Below are 16,672 nucleotides of genomic sequence, written 5' to 3'. Positions count from 1 at the left end.
ACCCGCGACGAAATCTTTCGCCGGACGGGCCCTAGACTCGTCGGCATGGACGCCATAGAGGTCATCTCCACCAAACGCGACGGCGGCAGGCTCAGCGACGCCCAGATCGACTGGGTGATCCGGGCCTACACCGACGGGGTGGTGGCCGACGAGCAGATGTCGGCGCTGGCGATGGCGATCCTGCTCAACGGCATGGATCGCGGCGAGATCGCCCGCTGGACCGCCGCGATGATCGCCTCCGGCCAGCGCATGGACTTCTCGTCGCTGGGCAAACCCACCGCCGACAAGCACTCCACGGGCGGCGTCGGCGACAAGATCACCCTGCCCCTGGCGCCGCTGGTGGCGGTCTTCGACGTGGCGGTGCCGCAGCTGTCGGGACGCGGCCTCGGACACACGGGCGGCACCCTCGACAAGATGGAGTCCATCCCGGGCTGGCGCGCCAACCTGGACAACGAGGAGCTGCTGGCGCAGCTGACCGGCGTCGGGGCGGTGGTCTGCGCCGCCGGTTCCGGCCTGGCCCCGGCCGACAAGAAGCTCTACGCCCTGCGCGACGCCACCGGCACCGTCGAGGCCATCCCGCTGATCGCGTCGTCGATCATGAGCAAGAAGATCGCGGAGGGCACGGGGGCGCTGGTGCTGGACGTGAAGGTCGGTTCGGGCGCGTTCATGAAGACCCGCGACCGCGCGGAGGAGCTGGCCCGCACCATGGTGGCGCTGGGGACGGACGCGGGCGTGCACACCGTCGCGCTGCTGACGAACATGGACACCCCCCTCGGCCGGACCGCCGGGAACGCCCTCGAGGTCCGCGAGTCGCTGGAGGTGCTGGCGGGCGGCGGCCCGCCGGACGTGGTGGAGCTGACCGTGCGACTCGCCCGCGAGATGCTGGCCGCCGCCGGGAAACCGGACCTCGACCCGGCCCCGGCGCTGCGGGACGGCCGCGCGATGGACGTGTGGCGACGCATGGTCGCGGCGCAGGGCGGCGACCCCGACGCGCCCCTGCCGGTCGCGGAACACACCCACGTCGTTTCAGCCGGCGAGAGCGGGTACGTCGCGCGCCTGGACGCGATGGCGGTCGGGGTGGCGGCCTGGCGGCTGGGGGCGGGTCGGGCCCGCAAGGAGGACGACGTGCAGGCGGTCGCGGGCGTCGAGATGTACGCCAAACCCGGCGACCATGTCACAGCGGGGGCCCCGCTGTTCACCCTCCACACCGCCACCCCGGAGCGTTTCGAACGCGCCCTGGAGGCCCTCGACGGCGCCGTCACCTGCTCCGGCTCGCCGGTCACCCCCGACCCGGTGATCCTGGGAAGGATCGACGCCGAGGCCTGAGGAATCCGCGGCCCGGGCGGCGATTTCACCCGCGCGCGTGCGCTGGTATAGTCTTTCCGCTGGCTCGATGAGCCGCCGGGGTGTGGCGCAGCTTGGTAGCGCGCGTCGTTCGGGACGACGAGGCCGCAGGTTCAAATCCTGTCACCCCGACACACTCGAGTTCTGGACCGCTTCGTCCCAGGACCTGTTCGGTTCGTATCACATCAGCGGAACACGCGGGCGATCCCCATCACCATGCTCGCGAAACCGATGACCACGAGCAGAAATCCCAGAAGACCGTCAACCGCCGGGAAACCCTCCCCGCCGCCGAGCACACCCCCCGCGGCCTTCACGACGTCCAGGCTGAAGACCACCACCAGGAGCCCGAAACAGAATTGGACGATACCCACGATCGCCCGGTGGGAACCCTTGACGTCGCGACTCACCGGTCTTCCCGGTGCTCCCCGTCCAACGCCGGATGCGGAACCGGCCCCGGGCACCGACGACTCGGGATCGTTGGCCTCTGACATCGTGGTCTCCCTCCGGAATCGAACCAGTCCCACGCTACACATCCCCGGATTCCTGCAGCCGGATCCCGCGGCCGTCCACCGTGCCGACCACGGCGGCGTGGCGTCCTCACAGGGTGTCATACATTACCGTATTCCGCACGATCCCTGATCTGATCACAATAACTGAGCGATACCCGGATGGCATCTCCCGCTCAGCGAGCCGGAACCCGTCGGTTCCGGCTCCTTCCTGATCAAACCCTTAATTTTTCCTGTGAAAATCACGGGGTTGTGAACAGGTCACCGGCCAGTCGCATTTGGTCCCGTTGAAGCTTCTGCAACAATGGGTGGTAGCCGGATCGCTGGCGACTACTTCGCCTCCGGAGTGGCGACAGCGACTGCTTGTCGACCGACACAGGTGTGTCAAGAAAGAGGGATTGTGGTTTCCGAGTGGAGGGTCGGAGTCGGCGATGTCGGAATTCTGGTGAGCAGAATTTTCGATTCATCGCGCGACGGCGCCCTGGTCGTGGTTTCCCCCGCCAGCGACACGAACCGACCCCGAATCGACACGAAGCTACTGGCCCAACGCCTGGCCCCCGGAACCGAATTGGCAGTCCTCGACTCCATGACCGCCTCCGAGCGCCTGTCGGACACGGTTGATCCGCAATTCCAGGTTTATGGCGGCGGTATTCGCGTGATTCTCGCCGGAGCGGCCAGAACGGATCACTGGAGGCGGCACCGGCTGTTCCGGGTATACCCGGGCGACGACGCGGACGGCGCCTGCCTCGACATAGCGGAATACGTCACATCCCACCAAGGGGCGGGCGGGCCGCATCAGAGCGGGACCGGAACCCCCCAGAAAGCCCTCTCGGACGACCAGATGGCAGCCCTCAACCGGTTCAGGGCCTCCCTCGACATCACGCCGCCGTCCGCACCCACTCCCGCGGGAAGGGTCCCGAAGCCCGGACCGCACCCGAGGCCGGGGCCGTCCCCCAAACCCGGCCCACACCGTCCGGCCAGCGCGCCCACCGCACCGGCCATCCCCACGCCTCCCGCGTCGACGGACACCGGGATCAGCGCAGCGGAGCTGAAGAACCTGCTGAACGCCCAGACGGATCGCATTGCCAACAAACTTCGCAGTTCCATAATCGACGATTTGATGCTGCTTCTCGACAGCGATCACGAATCCTTGGCGAGGGAACGCTCCCGTGCCGACGCCGCGGAGGAGGAATTGGATCACCTGCGCCGCCGAATGGCCGATCAGGAGGAGCGTCGCGGATATCCCCGGGTCTACAACGACCCGGAAAAACAGTTCCGCTGGGAGGTGGAATACGAATGGCTCACCGGGGAACCGGAGGAGGAACGCGGCGAGACGCTGAGTCCCTACGTCATCGGCGAGGGATTCCTGGATTCCATGGAAGCGGAACTGCTCCGCGACCGGGCAAAGATCATTCAGGTCGTCGTCGACGTCCTCTCCGGTCACGCCTGGGACCGGAGGAAAACCCATCAATTCATCATTCCCGGGAGGTCGGTGATCCAGAAATCCATTCCCGAGGGTGCCGTTCCGTGGCGGACGTACGTGAAACGCGGCGCCCCCGGTGCGGCGCGGTTGACCTGGTGGCAGTACCCGGACGGCACCATCGAACTGGTCCACGTCGGCCACCACGACGACCTGCTGCGGTAGCGGACCTCAGGTCGCGGGCGCGACGTGGATCGCCTCGGCTATCGGGGCGCTGAGCTCGATCTCGGTTCCCGCGTGCTCGACGGCCATCAGCCCCATCCCGGACAGCCCGGAGAGCACTTCCAGCCGCGTCCCGATGGCGATGCCGCGTTCCGTGAGGAAACGGAGAATCTCCGGGTTCGAGTCGGAGACCCGCACCACCCGCACCTCGGTGCCCGCGTTCACGTGCGCGATCAGCATCGCCCCGGGGTGGTCGATGTCCCTGCTCCTCGGGATGGGGTCGCCGTGCGGGTCCGCGGCCGGGTGTCCGAGGATCTCGTCCATCCGGTCGACGAGCGCCTCGGAGGCTGCGTGTTCGAGCCGGTCGGCCTCGTCGTGGACCTGGTCCCAGGGCATGCCCAGCGACGTGACCAGGTAGGTCTCGATGATGCGATGGCGCCGCACCACCGCACGCCCGATCCGTTCCCCAGCCTCGGTCAGTTCGATGTTGCCGTAGGGACGGTACTTGATCATTCCCTCCCTGGCCAGGCGCTTCAGACTGGCCGAGACCGTGGAGGGGGTGACGCCGAGGGCGGCTGCCAGGTCGGTGGTGTTCGGGCGGCGTCCGTCGTCGGGCCATTCGCAGGCCTTCCAGATCAGCGCGAGGTAGTCCTCCGTGACCCGGGTCACGTCAGCGCCGTTGGCCGTCATCATTCCTTCTTCCGGGTGGGTCGTCCTGCCGGAGGCTGTCACCGCCCCCTGCAGGCTGTTCGTCGCGGGCCGTGATTCTCCACCCGCGTTGACGATTCTTCCCGAAACGGCGACGGGTCTCAACAGGGCACCGGGTGTCGCAAAAGGTGTGGTCAGACACACTTTCAGTTACCCGTGGACACACCGGGACCGGCGGGTTCAGAGTGGTTTCACGAGCTGGATTTCCCCGGGAAACGAGGTCACCACAGCTCAATCCTCACAGGAGCTCTGGAAGGTCTGACGATGTCTCTGTGGTCCATCTGGTTGGTCGGATTCGGTGTATCCGCCGACGCGTTCGCCGCATCGCTGACCAGCGGCGTGAAGATGGGCCGGTTCAACTACCGGCACGCCCTGATCGTCGCCCTCACCTTCGCGGGTTTCCAGGCCGCGATGCCGCTGTTCGGGTGGCTGCTGGCCGCCAATTTCACCAGCCTCCTCGATCCCTTCGACCACTGGATCGCCTTCGTGCTGCTCGCGATCATCGGCGGCAAGATGGCCTGGGAGGCGTTCCATGCCGACGAGGACGAGGACGACGTCGGCCGGGGTGGCGGGCTCGATCTGCGTCGCCTGCTGATCCTGGGGGTCGCGACCAGCATCGACGCGGCGGCCGTCGGGGTGTCCTTCGCGATGCTGGAGATCTCCATCCTCCTGGCGATCCTCTGCATCGGCCTGATAACGCTGGTGGCGTCGTTCGCGGCGGTCGGTATCGGGCACCGGATCGGGGTGAGGTTCCGCAGGCCAGCCGAGTTCCTCGGTGGCATGGTGCTGATCATCATCGGGGCCCGCATCCTGCTGGAGGGGCTCGGCCTGCTGTAACCGGTTCCGCGGCCCCACGGCCGGGGCGCGCAATCCGGCCTCCCGCATCTGGTCAAACCTTCAGCAAGGGATACGCTGGCGCCGTCGTCACGCATCGGCCCCGACCCGTGAAGGAGCGCCATGGAACGCAACACCGAGTTGTTGCTCCGGGTTGCGCGCATGTACTACGTCCAGTCCGAGACCATGGAGGCGATCGCCCACCACCTGGGGGTTTCCCGCTCGACGGTGTCGCGGCTGCTGAAGGAGGCCAAGGACCGGGGGTTGGTGCGCATCACCATCACCGACCCCGACCGCCCCATGACCCGCCTGGCCGAGATCTTCCACAGGAACTTCCGCGTGCAGGCGCACCTGGTCGACGTCCGCCCCGGATCCAGCTACGTGCTGCGCCTCGAACAGGTCGCGAAGGTCGCCGCCCGGCTCCTCGACGAGATCGTCACCGACAACGATGTCATCGGGGTGGCGTGGGGAACCACCGTCTCCGCGATCGCCCAGAACCTGCGACCCCACGACCTGAACGGGGTGCTCGTCGTCAGCCTCAACGGCGGCGCCAACCAGCGCACGACGGGGCTTCCCTACGTCGGTTCCATCCTGCAACGCTTCGCCGCCGCGTTCCACGGCGAGGAACAGTTCCTGGCGCTGCCGGCCTTCTTCGACAACCCGGGCACCCGCACCGCCATGTGGGCGGAACGCTCCACCCGCCACATGCTCCAGGTGCGGGCCTCCTGCACGAAGGCGATCTTCGGGGTGGGGGGGCTCGGCTCCGAACTCCAGTCCCACGTGTACTCCGCCAACTACCTGGACGAATCCGAACTGGCCGAGCTGAAATCGGAGGGGGTGGTCGGCGACGTCTGCACCGTGATGCTGCGGGCCGACGGCTCCTGGCGCGACATCCCCCTCAACTCCCGCGCCACCGGCATGACCCCGGCGGAACTGCGAACCATTCCCCGCCGCATCTGCGTGGTCAGCGGAACGGGCAAGGCGGTGCCGGTGCTGGGCGCGCTGCGCGCCGGGGTCGCGACGGACCTGGTGATCGACGAGGAAACCGCCCGCGCGGTGCTGCACGAGATGCGTCCCGGGCTGCGCCTCGACTGAGTCGATTCCCGTTTCCGGTTCGGATGCGCTGCGTGAACCTCATAGGCTGTCCTCATGACTGATCTGCTCGTCACCACCATGGACGATGGGGTCGCCACCCTCACCCTCAACCGTCCCAACGCCATCAACTCCCTCAACCTGGAAATGCTCCAGGGCGCCAGCGAGATCCTCACCTCGTGGGCCCACGACGACTCGGTGCGGGAGGTGGTGCTCCGCGGCGAGGGGACGCGCGGGTTCAGCGCGGGCGCCGACGTGCGGGAGCTGTCGCGAGCCGTCGAGGACAACGGCCCCTGGCTGCGGTTCCTGGAGGTCGAGTACCTTCTCGACCTGATCGTCGCCCAGTTCCCGAAACACGTCACCGCCCACCTCAACGGCATCACCATGGGTGGCGGGCTGGGCCTGACGGTCAATGCCGACCGGCGAATAGTGGATTCATCGACCTTGATGGCGATGCCGGAGACGAAGATCGGTTTCTTCCCCGACGCGGGTGTCATGTACTGGCTGGCGCGGGCGGGGGCGCTGGGCACCCACATGGCGCTGACCTCCGGCACGATCGGCGGGGGTGACGCCCTGCGCATCACACTGGCCGACGAGTCGGCCGACGGCGACCTGCCCGCCCCGCTGTCGGAGGCTGCCTGGATCCAGGAGTGTTACGCCGGTGACGACGTGGTGGAGATCGCCCACCGGCTCGAGGAGCATCCCGACCCGGCCGCCCAGCAGGCGGGTCGCGAGCTGCGGGCCCGCTCACCGTTCGCGGTTCACGTCGCGCTGCGGGCGCTGCGCCGCGCCGCCACCCTCGAACTGAACGGGGTGCTGCACCAGGACCTGCGACTCGCGGAGCACATGATCCCCGTCGACTTCGTCGAGGGCGTGCGCGCGCTCCTGATCGACAAGGACAACCAACCCGCCTGGCGCTACGCCACCCTGGAGGACGTGCCCGCACGGGTCGTCGACGAGGTCTTCTCCTACTGACGGGAAAACCTTCACGGAGTACCACCGTGGCCTCTTGATGGCTAGGCTCGTGTCCCATGAGCGATGACCAGTCCCGCAATCCCGGCCTGCCCGCCCGCGACGGCTCCACCGACCCGTGGCTGTGGCTGGAGGACGTGACCGGCGAGGACGCACTGGGATGGGTACGTGAACGCAATGTGCGTTCCGAGGGGGAACTCGACGCGGACGGCGAGGTGTCGGCCCTGGCGGCGGAACTGAAGGCGATCCTCGACTCCCCGGCGAACATCCCGAACGTGGTGCGCCGCGGCGACCGGCTGTACAACTTCTGGACCGACGCGGAGCATCCGCGGGGGCTGTGGCGGCGCACGTCGCTGGACTCGTACCGCACCGAGGAACCCGACTGGGAGGTGTTGATCGACGTCGACGCCCTCAACGCGGCGGAGCAGGAGGACTGGGTGTGGCACGGCGCCACCGTGCTGCGCCCTGAGGACGGCCAGCCGTGGCGGCACGCCCTGGTCGCCCTGTCCCACGGTGGTTCCGACGCGGACGTAACCCGCGAGTTCGATCTGGTAACCAAACGGTTCGTGCCCGCCTCCGAGGGCGGGTTCGAACGGCCCGCCGCGAAGGGCAGCCTCAGCTGGATCGACTCCGACACGGTGTTCGTCGCCACCGATTTTGGACCCGAGAGCGTCAGCAGCTCCGGGTATCCGCTGCAGGTGCGTCGCTGGCACCGGGGAATGCCGATGCCGGAGGCGGATCTCGTCTACCAGGGCGAACCGACGGACATGCAGGTCGGCGCGGGTCGCGATCACGTGCCGGATTTCGTGCGCGACTGGGTCTACCGGGTCCGCGGCTTCTACGACTACGACCTGTTCCTGTTGAACCCCGACGACTCCCTGAGTCTGATCGACGTCCCCTCCGACTGCACGGCCGCGCCCCACCGCGACCTGCTGCTGCTCACGCCCCGCACCGACTGGGAGGTCGACGACGTCCTGGTACCTGCGGGATCCCTCGCGGTGGCACGGCTGGAGTCGTTCCTGCCCGGCTGGGAGGGCAAGGGCCCGCGCGTGCGGGTGTTGTTCGCCCCGTCGCAGTCGACGTCGATCGCGGACTTCTTCGTCACCCGCAACTTCATCGTGGTCACGGCCCAGGAGGACGTGCGCACCTACCTGCTGGTGTTCCACCACGACGGCGAACAGTGGCAGTCGCGCCGCATCCACCGCGACCTGCCGGGCACGGTGTGGGCATCGGCCGTCGACGACGTCGAGGGCGACGAGCTGTGGATCACGGCGACGGGTTTCCTCCAGCCGCCGACGCTGTACCTGGGCAATCTGGCACCCCTGCTTAAGGGCGGGGATCCGTCGCCGCTGGTGAGGATGAAGGCGGAACCGTCGCACTTCGACGTCACGGGTCTCGAGGTGAGCCAGCACTTCGCGATCAGCGATGACGGCACGCGTGTGCCGTACTTCCAGATCGGTCGCACCGACCTACCGCCGGCCGGGGAGAACCCGACCCTGCTCGGGGGGTACGGCGGTTTCGAGGTGTCGATGTCGCCGCAGTACGGGCCACTGACGGGCAAGGCGTGGCTGGAGCGAGGCGGCACCCACGTGGTCGCGAACATCCGCGGCGGCGGCGAGTACGGCCCGGCCTGGCACCAGGCCGCGCTGAAGGAACACCGGCACCGCGCCTACGAGGATTTCGCGGCGGTCGCGCGGGATCTCGTCGCCCGTGGCGTGACCACCCGGGAGCGCCTGGCCTGCCTGGGAGGGTCGAACGGCGGCCTGCTCACCGGCAACATGCTCACCCGGTACCCGGGTCTGTTCGGGGCGGTGGTGATCCAGGTCCCGCTGCTCGACATGCGCCGCTACACCAAACTCCTGGCGGGGGCGTCGTGGATCGCCGAGTACGGCGACCCCGACACCGCCGACTGGGACTACATCCGCACCTTCAGCCCCTACCACCTGCTGGACGAGTCGGCGGACTACCCGGCGACGCTGGTGACCACCTCCACCCGCGACGACCGCGTCCACCCGGGCCACGCCCGCAAGTTCACGGCGGCCCTGGAGGCCCTCGGCGCCGACGTCCGCTACTGGGAGAACACGGAGGGAGGCCACGGAGGTGCGGCCGACAACGCCCAGCGCGCCTGGATGAACGCCCTGATCTGGACCTTCCTGCACCGCGCCATAGGCCGCTGAGACCACGCACCGCGGCACCCGCCTCGGGTTGCTGGCCTTGTCGTCGTCCGCCTGCCTACCCGACGGAAACGCCAGCCTTACGGACAAACACCAGCGCTACAGCGCAAGCAAACGACCACAAGGCAAGCGAACCACGGCAAGGCGCCGAAACAGCACAACCCGACTTCACCCCGCTATCCCTGCGACCCTCACCAGGGCGGCCGCCGCAGCACCCAGTACCACGACCAGCAGGAACGGGGCCCGCAGTCGCAGGGCGATCACCGCGACCACCAGCGACGCCACCCGAGCGTCGACGGTGACGGCGCTGCCCGTGGTGAAGGTGGAGATCCCGATCAGCCCGGCCAGCACCCCGACGGTCATGCCGGCCATGGTCAGCACGGTGCGTTCGTCGTCGAGAAGGCGGCGCGGCACCAGCAGACCCGCCAGTTTGGTCGCGAAACACGCCAGCGACGCGACCAGCACCCAGCCCCACATCACCGCGCCCCCTCATCCCCACGGTTGGCGCGGCGACGCTGGAACCAGGCGGCGCCACCGCCGAGCACGACGGCCGCCAGGATCGGCAACCCGGCGGGCAGCACGGGCACCAGCGCGACCGTGACCGCTGCCGCGGCGATCGCGGTGGCCACCGCATCGCGCGCCACCAGGCGGGGCCACAGCAGCCCGCAGAAGGCGGCCAGGGCGGCGCCGTCGAGCCCCCAGACCTTCGGATCGCCCAGTAGGTTGCCCAGCAGCGCCCCGACCAGGGTCATCGCGTTCCACAGCGTGAAAACCCCGATGCCGGTGGCCCAGAACCCCAGCCTCCGCAGTCGCCGATCCGACTGGGCCGCGGCCACCGCGGTCGACTCGTCGGTGGTGACGTGCGCCATCAGGAGACGCCGTACCCCGCGGGGATGGAACCACGAGTTCACCTGCATCACGTAGACGGCGTTGCGCAGCCCGACGAGCAGGGCCGCCCCGGCGGCGGGCAGCCCACCACTCGCCAGCGTGCCGACGAAGGCGAACTGCGACCCGCCCGTGTACATCAGCAGACTCAGCACCATCGCCTGCCAGACATCGAGCCCGGCCGCGACGGCCAACGCCCCGAAGGACACCCCGTAGGCCCCCGTAGCGACGCTGACGGACAGCGCCATCCGCCACGTGGCGGCGGTTTCCGCGGTCAAAGATCCCCGCCCGTGATCCCCGCGACGAGACCACGTGCCGCCTTCTCACCGAGATCGACCACCACGTCGACGGGCATGCCCGAGTCGAGCTGCCGGAACCCCGCCTCCAGCAGGCCGCGGGTCAGCCCGGCCGCCACCCGCAGCTGCACCGGGTCGTGGACGAGGGCCGCCCACGCCTGGGCGATCGAATCGCGCATGACCGCGTGGGAGTCGTCCATCACCTTCGCGGTGGCCGGCGATGGCGTGATGGAACGGCTCAACCCCATCAACCAGCCGTGCCCGGTGCGGGCCGCCTGCTGCAGGTTCGCGCGGACCCACACGACGATGCGTTCGGCGGGCTCCTCGACGGCCTCCAGCTCGGCGGCGACCGCGTCGATCCAGGCCGGCAGGTGACGTGCCAGGACCAGGCCACGCAGGTCATCCACGGAATCGACATAGCGATAAATACTGTTGCGGGCAATTCCGGCGGCTGCGGTCACGGCGCCGGCTGTCAGCTTCTCGGGCTCGCCGGAGCGCATGATCTCCTCAGCGGCGTCGATCAGCCGGCGCTGAACCATCGCACGGTGCTGGGCAACGGTGGGGGCTGCGATCTTCGGCACTCGATTCCTTCCTGACTCCTTGGCGACCAATACTAGATCTTCGTCGCGAAACCGCACCAGAGGTAATCGCGATTCACTGACCACATCTTGAAACCCCATCTACACTGGACCGGCACCACGACGACCCGAGGGGAACCATGACCATCCACGAGCTCATCATCATCGGCTCCGGCCCTGCCGGATACACCGCTGCCATCTACGCGGCCCGCGCAGCGCTGAACCCCGTCGTGTTCGAGGGCGCCCTCGACAGCGGCGGCGCGCTGATGAACACCACCGATGTGGAGAACTTCCCCGGATTCCCCGACGGCGTGATGGGTCCCGACCTGATGGGGCAGATGCGCGCCCAGGCGGAGAGGTTCGGGGCAGGGCTGATCACCGACGACGTCGAGGCCGTCGACCTGACCGGCGAGGTCAAGAAGGTCACCGACTCCGCGGGCAAGGTCTGGGAGGCGAGGGCGGTGATCCTGGCCATGGGCTCCGAGTACCGCAAACTGGGTGTCGACGGGGAGGAGCGGCTCTCGGGCCGCGGTGTCTCCTGGTGCGCCACCTGCGACGGCGCCTTCTTCCGCGACAAACCCATCGCCGTGATCGGCGGCGGCGACTCCGCGGTGGAGGAGGCCACCTTCCTGACCCGCTTCGGTTCCCGCGTCACCCTCGTGCACCGGCGCGACGAGCTGCGCGCATCGAAGGCCATGGCCTCCCGCGCCGAGAAGGACCCGAAACTGGACTTCGCGTGGAACTCGGTGGTGGAATCCATCAACGGGGATGCGCGGGTGGAGTCCGTCACCCTGCGCGACACGGTGACGGGGGAAACCCGCAGCCTGGAGGTCTCCGGGGTGTTCGTCGCCATCGGCCACGACCCGCGCAGCGCACTGGTCAAGGGGCAGGTGGAACTCGACGGGGCGGGCTACGTGAAGGTTCTCGCCGACTCCCAGGCCACGAACCTTCCGGGCGTGTTCGCCTGCGGCGATCTGGTGGATCACACGTACCGCCAGGCCATCACGGCCGCCGGTTCCGGATGCCGGGCCGCCCTCGACGCCGAACGCTGGCTGGCCGCGAACGAGGCGTGACCGTAGACTCGCCACAAAGAACAAGGAGTGTGACATGGCCGTTGTCGATGTGACCGAGGCGACCTTCGCCGACGAGGTGCTGCGTTCGCCGATACCGGTGGTGGTGGACTACTGGGCCACGTGGTGTGGCCCCTGCAAACAGATGGCACCCATCATCGAGGAACTCGCCCGCGACTACGAGGGCCGGGTGAAGTTCGTCAAACTCGACATCAACGCCGAGGTGGCCTTCGCGGCCGAGAAGGGGATTCTCAGCATCCCCACGCTGGAGTTCTACAAATCCGGACAGGTGGAGAAAAGCCTGTCCGGGGGCAAGTCCAAGAACGCACTCAAGAAGGCCGTCGACGAGCTCATCTGATGACCGGCCGTTTCCCGCGTTACGGCGAGGGCATGCCTCGCCGTAGCGCGAGCAGTCCCGATTCCCCCCTGGAACCGGAGTTCCCCGCACCCCGGAGAACGACGGAGAGCGTCCCGACTCCTCCCAGGTTCACCGGACCACGCCGCAGCGCGGTCAGCCCCGAAAGCCCCGACACAACCACGGTTTTCCGGCGAATCACGGAACCGATCGCGCGTCGTTCGGCGGTTTCAGCGGAAACCCCCGCCAGGGATCCCGGTGAATGGCGCAACGTCCCGAGAGATGAGATCGACGCCAAGACACCGCAGCACCACATCCCACCCATCCCCGGATTCGTGAAGCTCATGGGGGTCGTCGCCTTGGTGGTGCTTCTCGTGATCGCGATCTGGGTGGGTATGAGCCTCAGCGGAATCGGAAGGCCCAGCGCGGATGCATCACCGGCCTGGGTTCTCAAGCTTCCGTCCCAGATCGCGGATTTCGCGCACGACGGGGTGAAGGAGTCCGATGCACCCGATGGCGAGGGAACAATCCTGCAGTCCAACTACTCCGACGGAAGCTCCAAGTTCACGCTGTTGTTGCAGCGCCCGGCACCGGATCTGAACTCCTACCTGTCCGAGTCCGGCATCACCAACGTCGCATCGGTGCACGACGCCTCGTGCGGCATCTACGAGAACCAGCAGAAACCGGTGTGCGCCCGGGTCATCGACAAGACGGTCATCATGGTCATGGGACTCAGTGGTCAGGACAACGAAACCTTGGCGGACCTGATTGGATCCGTCTACGACGCGGTGAAGAATCAGCGGTAGCTCCCGCGGTCGCGCACCGTGAGGCGGTTTCGAAGACTGCTTGGAGCGATCCAAACAGTCCTCGGTCCTGTTCCCGTTCCGCGGACTGAAGACGTCGGGAACATCAGCTGCCGGCACACCACTGTTCGCACTGGCGAACCGGCATGGAACCGTGTCGCTGGCAGGGCTGAGGTGCTGGCGCCATCCCCGGGACGGGATCAGAAGGCAAGACCCACGAGATCATGGCGGAGGAGTGAATCCTCGCGGAATCCGATGACGCCGTCGTCACCGCGGGTTCCCTGTGGGGCCCTGGACCGCGTCACCCGCATCTTCCAGAACCATGAGACCGAGGAATGCGCGTCGCATCCGAGGACCGCCGGCCTCGGCCCGGGAGAGGGAGGTGGTTTCCCGCTCGCTGTCACTCGCAGCCCGGGCGACGGTTCAGTCAACCGCTATCCCAACCCTTGGGACGTCTCATTGCGCTTCCAGGACAAAATCCCTTGTCAACGGCCAGAGCACCAACCACCGTATCCCGTTTTATCGACTTACCGATCAAACTCTATGGCTCCTCGCGAGAGGATTCTCAGGGTTCGACGGTGCGGCCGTCGATCACGGCCATGATCCGGTCGAGATCATCGGTGGATGCGAACTCGATGGTGATCCTGCCCTTGTTCCTACCGATGGCGACCTTCACCCGGGTGTCAAAGTGATCGGAGAGAAGCGCCGCGACGGCTGCTTCACGTTCTGACGGGAGCCTACGGACGCGGGGAGTGGGCTCCTCCTCGGTGGGGACGTTGCCGAGCCGAATGATCTCCTCGGTGCTGCGGACCGAAAGGCCCTCCGCGACGATCCGTTCTGCCAGCAGCTCCTGTGATCGTTGATTTGTCAATCCGAGCAGCGCACGCGCGTGGCCCGCGGAAAGAACCCCGGCCGCCACCTTCGTCTGCACGGTGGAGGGAAGGTTCAACAGCCGCAGGGTGTTCGAGATCTGCGGACGGCTGCGATGAATCCGCTGGGAGAGTTCCTCCTTGGTGCAGTTGAAGTCGCCCAGGAGCTGTTGGTAGGCGAGTGCTTCTTCCAGAGGGTTGAGGTTGGCACGGTGCAGGTTTTCCAAGAGCGCGTCGCGGAGGAGAGCGTCGTCGTCAGTTCCGCGGACGATGGCCGGGATCGTTTCCTTGCCAGCAATCTTGGAGGCCCGGAACCGGCGTTCGCCCATGATCAACTCGAAGTTCTTGGGGCCGACTTCACGTACAACGACGGGTTGCAGCACACCGAACTCACCGATGGATGCGGCCAGTTCGTTCAGGTCGTCCTCGTCGAAGACGTGACGCGGCTGCCGGGGGTTGGGGACGATCTGATCAAGCGGCAGTTCAACGAAATAGGAGCCGTCACGGAGCCGGTCGGAGGGAGCGGTGGTGTCGCGGGTGTTCTCTTCATCCGTCCGTGCAAAGAGGTCTCCCAGACCTTTCCCGAGGCCCACGTGTTGCTTTCCCCTGGCCATCAGGCGATTCCTTCCTCGTTCGTGGCGGCGCGGGCGATCTCCTCGGCGGCCTTGAGGTAGGCCACCGCACCGGGTGATTTGGGGTAATAGGTGAGGACGCTCTGCCCGTAGGATGGCGCCTCGGCGATTCGCACCGAGCGAGGGATCTCCACGTCAAGGGTTTCCTTTCCGAAGTGGGCCCGCACCTCACCCGCCACCTCGTGGGAGAGATTGGTGCGATTGTCGAACATCGTCAACAGCACCGTCGTGAGCTGCAAACGATCGTTCAGGTTTCCCTTGACCCGCTGGATGGTGCGCATCAGCTGGGAGACCCCCTCAAGCGCGTAGTACTCGCACTGAATCGGCACCATGATCTCGCTGGAAGCCACGAGCGCGTTGAGCGTGAGCAGCCCGAGGGAAGGGGGGCAGTCGAAGAACACGTAGTCGACTCCGGACTCCTCGATGTAGGCGGCCAGCGCCTTCTTCATCCTGGATTCACGACCCGGCTCGTTCACGAGTTCCAGCTCCGCCGTCGAGAGGTCGACAGTGGCGGGCAGGACGTGCAGGTTCGGAGTGTGGGGCGACTGCTTGGCAAGATCCTGAATGCGCTCACCGCGAAGCAACACCTCGTAGGTTCCCGGCGTCCCCGGATCGTGCTCTATACCAAGAGCGGTGGAGGCGTTGCCCTGCGGATCGATGTCGATCACGAGCACGTTGAGTCCACCGAAGGCGAGCGCGGTGGCGACATTCACGGTGGTGGTGGTCTTTCCAACGCCACCCTTCTGGTTTGCCACCACAAAAATGCGAGGGTTCTCGGGGCTCGGTAGCGTCGGCACCTGGGTCTCATCGTCATACTCCGTGCCGTACTCGTCATCGGCCACCCAGTCATCATCGGCACGATCGAAGTACGCGCGGCGCGGCCCGGTGGGGGTCTGGATGGCCGTTTCACGTGAAACGCTCTCGTGATCCTTCCAAGGCTCGACGTCCACGTCGTGTTTCGGAGTACGCTTGCGCTTGCGAAAGAACAGGGCCATTGAGTCCTCCTTTGACGGTCATCAACTTTATCCTGAGTCGCCGACGCGAACTGAAACCTCGCGGCGTTTCACGTGAAACGTACTGCACGAATCCGAACGGATGACAGATACCAACGGCCACACATCGTCGGACGCTCGTGGTGCCGCCGATCCATGGCGAAGTACAGCCACCGGCCCCCGCCGACGACTCATCTCGCCCCGCCACATCGCATGATCCATCGGGACAGCACTTTGGAATCCTGGGTTCTCGTTGTCCGACGGTCACAGCACGAGGTCATTCGAGGGCAGACGCGGGTGATCCACACCACTACACCACTCAGCCGGAACAGGATCACATCGTGAGGCTTGTTCACGACCTTCCTGACGCTGGTTGGGCCGGACCGTGGCGAAGAAGCACTCCACCTCGAAACCACCCAGCCGGCTCAACCGACTTCCATCCCTCGAGGTCCTGGCCACACGGCTCCCACGTGCGCATGCTCCCTGCCATTCTTGTCGTATCCCTTTTCAGCGGAGATCCATTGTATTTCGTGATGAATCCCCGCCGATGCAACGTCAACGGTGAGGCCTATTCACAGCCTCTCCGAAGCTGGTTGGGCCGGACCGCGACGAAGGAGCAGTTCGTGTCGAAACCACCGGAGCCCGCCGCAGTTCCCTGGACACGACCACCAGAGGATTGCGTCGGCCGGCGCCCCGCCTGTGAATATGCCTCGGTGTCCCGCGGCCTTGGTTTACCGGAGGAGGGATCGAATCGGACGCTGACCACCCCCGGCATCCGCGTCACGTCAGGATTCCGGAGCATCCCAGGACATATCGATCTCGCATTCTTGCGGGGTTGTGCGTTTCACGTGAAACGCACAACCCCGCGAGACGAATCTCTGCGCCATCGACGGATGCAGCGCCCCATTCTGTTCATCGAG

At 66.8% G+C, this 16,672-nt stretch carries 16 protein-coding genes and 1 tRNA gene; 10 read left to right on the top strand and 7 right to left on the bottom strand.

What is annotated here, in order from left to right:
- Positions 1–45: 45 nt before the first annotated feature.
- Together E0E39_RS15315 and E0E39_RS15310 are read left to right on the top strand one after the other, a co-directional pair.
- Complete coding sequence (locus E0E39_RS15315) at positions 46–1,326, top strand: thymidine phosphorylase (RefSeq protein ID WP_130875530.1); 1,281 nt, start codon at positions 46–48, stop codon at positions 1,324–1,326.
- Between the two features lie 76 nt (positions 1,327–1,402).
- Positions 1,403–1,476: transfer RNA gene (locus E0E39_RS15310), tRNA-Pro, on the top strand.
- 53 nt (positions 1,477–1,529) lie between these two features.
- Here E0E39_RS15310 and E0E39_RS15305 read toward each other — a convergent pair.
- Positions 1,530–1,835: a hypothetical protein gene (locus E0E39_RS15305; RefSeq protein WP_130875529.1), complete on the bottom strand. Its 306-nt coding sequence runs from the start codon at positions 1,833–1,835 to the stop codon at positions 1,530–1,532.
- Positions 1,836–2,295: 460 nt separating this feature from the next.
- Between E0E39_RS15305 and E0E39_RS15300 the strand changes: the two genes are divergently transcribed.
- Positions 2,296–3,495, top strand: coding sequence for a hypothetical protein (locus E0E39_RS15300; protein WP_130875528.1), 1,200 nt, complete (start codon positions 2,296–2,298; stop codon positions 3,493–3,495).
- Between the two features lie 6 nt (positions 3,496–3,501).
- Here the strand turns inward: E0E39_RS15300 and E0E39_RS15295 are convergent, their stop codons facing one another.
- Positions 3,502–4,182, bottom strand: a complete 681-nt coding sequence (locus tag E0E39_RS15295) for a metal-dependent transcriptional regulator (RefSeq protein WP_245988378.1) — start codon at positions 4,180–4,182, stop codon at positions 3,502–3,504.
- A gap of 282 nt (positions 4,183–4,464) precedes the next feature.
- Here E0E39_RS15295 and E0E39_RS15290 point away from each other — a divergent pair, with 282 nt between their 5' ends.
- The 4 genes from E0E39_RS15290 (at position 4,465) to E0E39_RS15275 (ending at position 9,275) form a co-directional block, all read left to right on the top strand.
- The gene (locus tag E0E39_RS15290) at positions 4,465–5,037 is read left to right on the top strand and encodes a manganese efflux pump MntP (protein WP_165444837.1); all 573 of its coding nucleotides are present in this window, start codon (positions 4,465–4,467) and stop codon (positions 5,035–5,037) included.
- Between the two features lie 120 nt (positions 5,038–5,157).
- Positions 5,158–6,129, top strand: a complete 972-nt coding sequence (locus E0E39_RS15285) for a sugar-binding transcriptional regulator (protein WP_130875526.1) — start codon at positions 5,158–5,160, stop codon at positions 6,127–6,129.
- Between the two features lie 54 nt (positions 6,130–6,183).
- Positions 6,184–7,101, top strand: coding sequence for an enoyl-CoA hydratase/isomerase family protein (locus E0E39_RS15280; RefSeq protein ID WP_130875525.1), 918 nt, complete (start codon positions 6,184–6,186; stop codon positions 7,099–7,101).
- Between the two features lie 56 nt (positions 7,102–7,157).
- Positions 7,158–9,275, top strand: a complete 2,118-nt coding sequence (locus E0E39_RS15275; protein ID WP_130875524.1) for a prolyl oligopeptidase family serine peptidase — start codon at positions 7,158–7,160, stop codon at positions 9,273–9,275.
- A 165-nt stretch (positions 9,276–9,440) separates the two neighbouring features.
- On the opposite strand, the gene E0E39_RS15270 is transcribed toward E0E39_RS15275, so the two are convergent.
- Genes E0E39_RS15270 through E0E39_RS15260 form a run of 3 tightly spaced genes read right to left on the bottom strand, consistent with a single transcriptional unit; the run spans position 9,441 to position 11,034 of the window.
- Positions 9,441–9,749 (bottom strand): AzlD domain-containing protein, encoded by a 309-nt coding sequence (locus tag E0E39_RS15270; RefSeq protein ID WP_130875757.1) that lies wholly within the window; start codon positions 9,747–9,749, stop codon positions 9,441–9,443.
- On the bottom strand, positions 9,749–10,435 hold the full coding sequence (locus E0E39_RS15265; RefSeq protein ID WP_130875523.1) for an AzlC family ABC transporter permease: 687 nt from the start codon (positions 10,433–10,435) through the stop codon (positions 9,749–9,751). The genes E0E39_RS15270 and E0E39_RS15265 overlap by 1 nt, the downstream gene beginning before the upstream one ends.
- Positions 10,432–11,034: a TetR/AcrR family transcriptional regulator gene (locus E0E39_RS15260; RefSeq protein ID WP_130875522.1), complete on the bottom strand. Its 603-nt coding sequence runs from the start codon at positions 11,032–11,034 to the stop codon at positions 10,432–10,434. Before E0E39_RS15260 ends, E0E39_RS15265 begins: the two co-directional genes overlap by 4 nt.
- A 137-nt stretch (positions 11,035–11,171) precedes the next feature.
- Between E0E39_RS15260 and trxB the strand changes: the two genes are divergently transcribed.
- Genes trxB through E0E39_RS15245 form a run of 3 tightly spaced genes read left to right on the top strand, consistent with a single transcriptional unit; the run spans position 11,172 to position 13,262 of the window.
- Positions 11,172–12,104, top strand: a complete 933-nt coding sequence (trxB, locus tag E0E39_RS15255) for a thioredoxin-disulfide reductase (protein WP_130875521.1) — start codon at positions 11,172–11,174, stop codon at positions 12,102–12,104.
- Positions 12,105–12,138: 34 nt separating this feature from the next.
- Positions 12,139–12,459 carry a thioredoxin gene (gene trxA / locus E0E39_RS15250; protein WP_130875520.1) on the top strand — a complete coding sequence of 107 codons (321 nt, stop codon included), beginning with the start codon at positions 12,139–12,141 and terminating at the stop codon, positions 12,457–12,459.
- Positions 12,459–13,262: a hypothetical protein gene (locus tag E0E39_RS15245; protein ID WP_130875519.1), complete on the top strand. Its 804-nt coding sequence runs from the start codon at positions 12,459–12,461 to the stop codon at positions 13,260–13,262. The genes trxA and E0E39_RS15245 overlap by 1 nt, the downstream gene beginning before the upstream one ends.
- A 562-nt stretch (positions 13,263–13,824) precedes the next feature.
- On the opposite strand, the gene E0E39_RS15240 is transcribed toward E0E39_RS15245, so the two are convergent.
- Both E0E39_RS15240 and E0E39_RS15235 read right to left on the bottom strand, forming a co-directional pair.
- On the bottom strand, positions 13,825–14,742 hold the full coding sequence (locus E0E39_RS15240) for a ParB/RepB/Spo0J family partition protein (RefSeq protein ID WP_130875518.1): 918 nt from the start codon (positions 14,740–14,742) through the stop codon (positions 13,825–13,827).
- Complete coding sequence (locus E0E39_RS15235; RefSeq protein WP_130875517.1) at positions 14,742–15,755, bottom strand: ParA family protein; 1,014 nt, start codon at positions 15,753–15,755, stop codon at positions 14,742–14,744. Before E0E39_RS15235 ends, E0E39_RS15240 begins: the two co-directional genes overlap by 1 nt.
- Positions 15,756–16,672: the final 917 nt, after the last annotated feature.

It is taken from the genome of [Pseudopropionibacterium] massiliense, from assembly GCF_900607225.1.
Lineage (GTDB): Bacteria > Actinomycetota > Actinomycetes > Propionibacteriales > Propionibacteriaceae > Arachnia > Arachnia massiliensis.
Note: the sequence above shows the minus strand (reverse complement) of the source record. Positions and strands in the feature narration are given on the sequence as shown.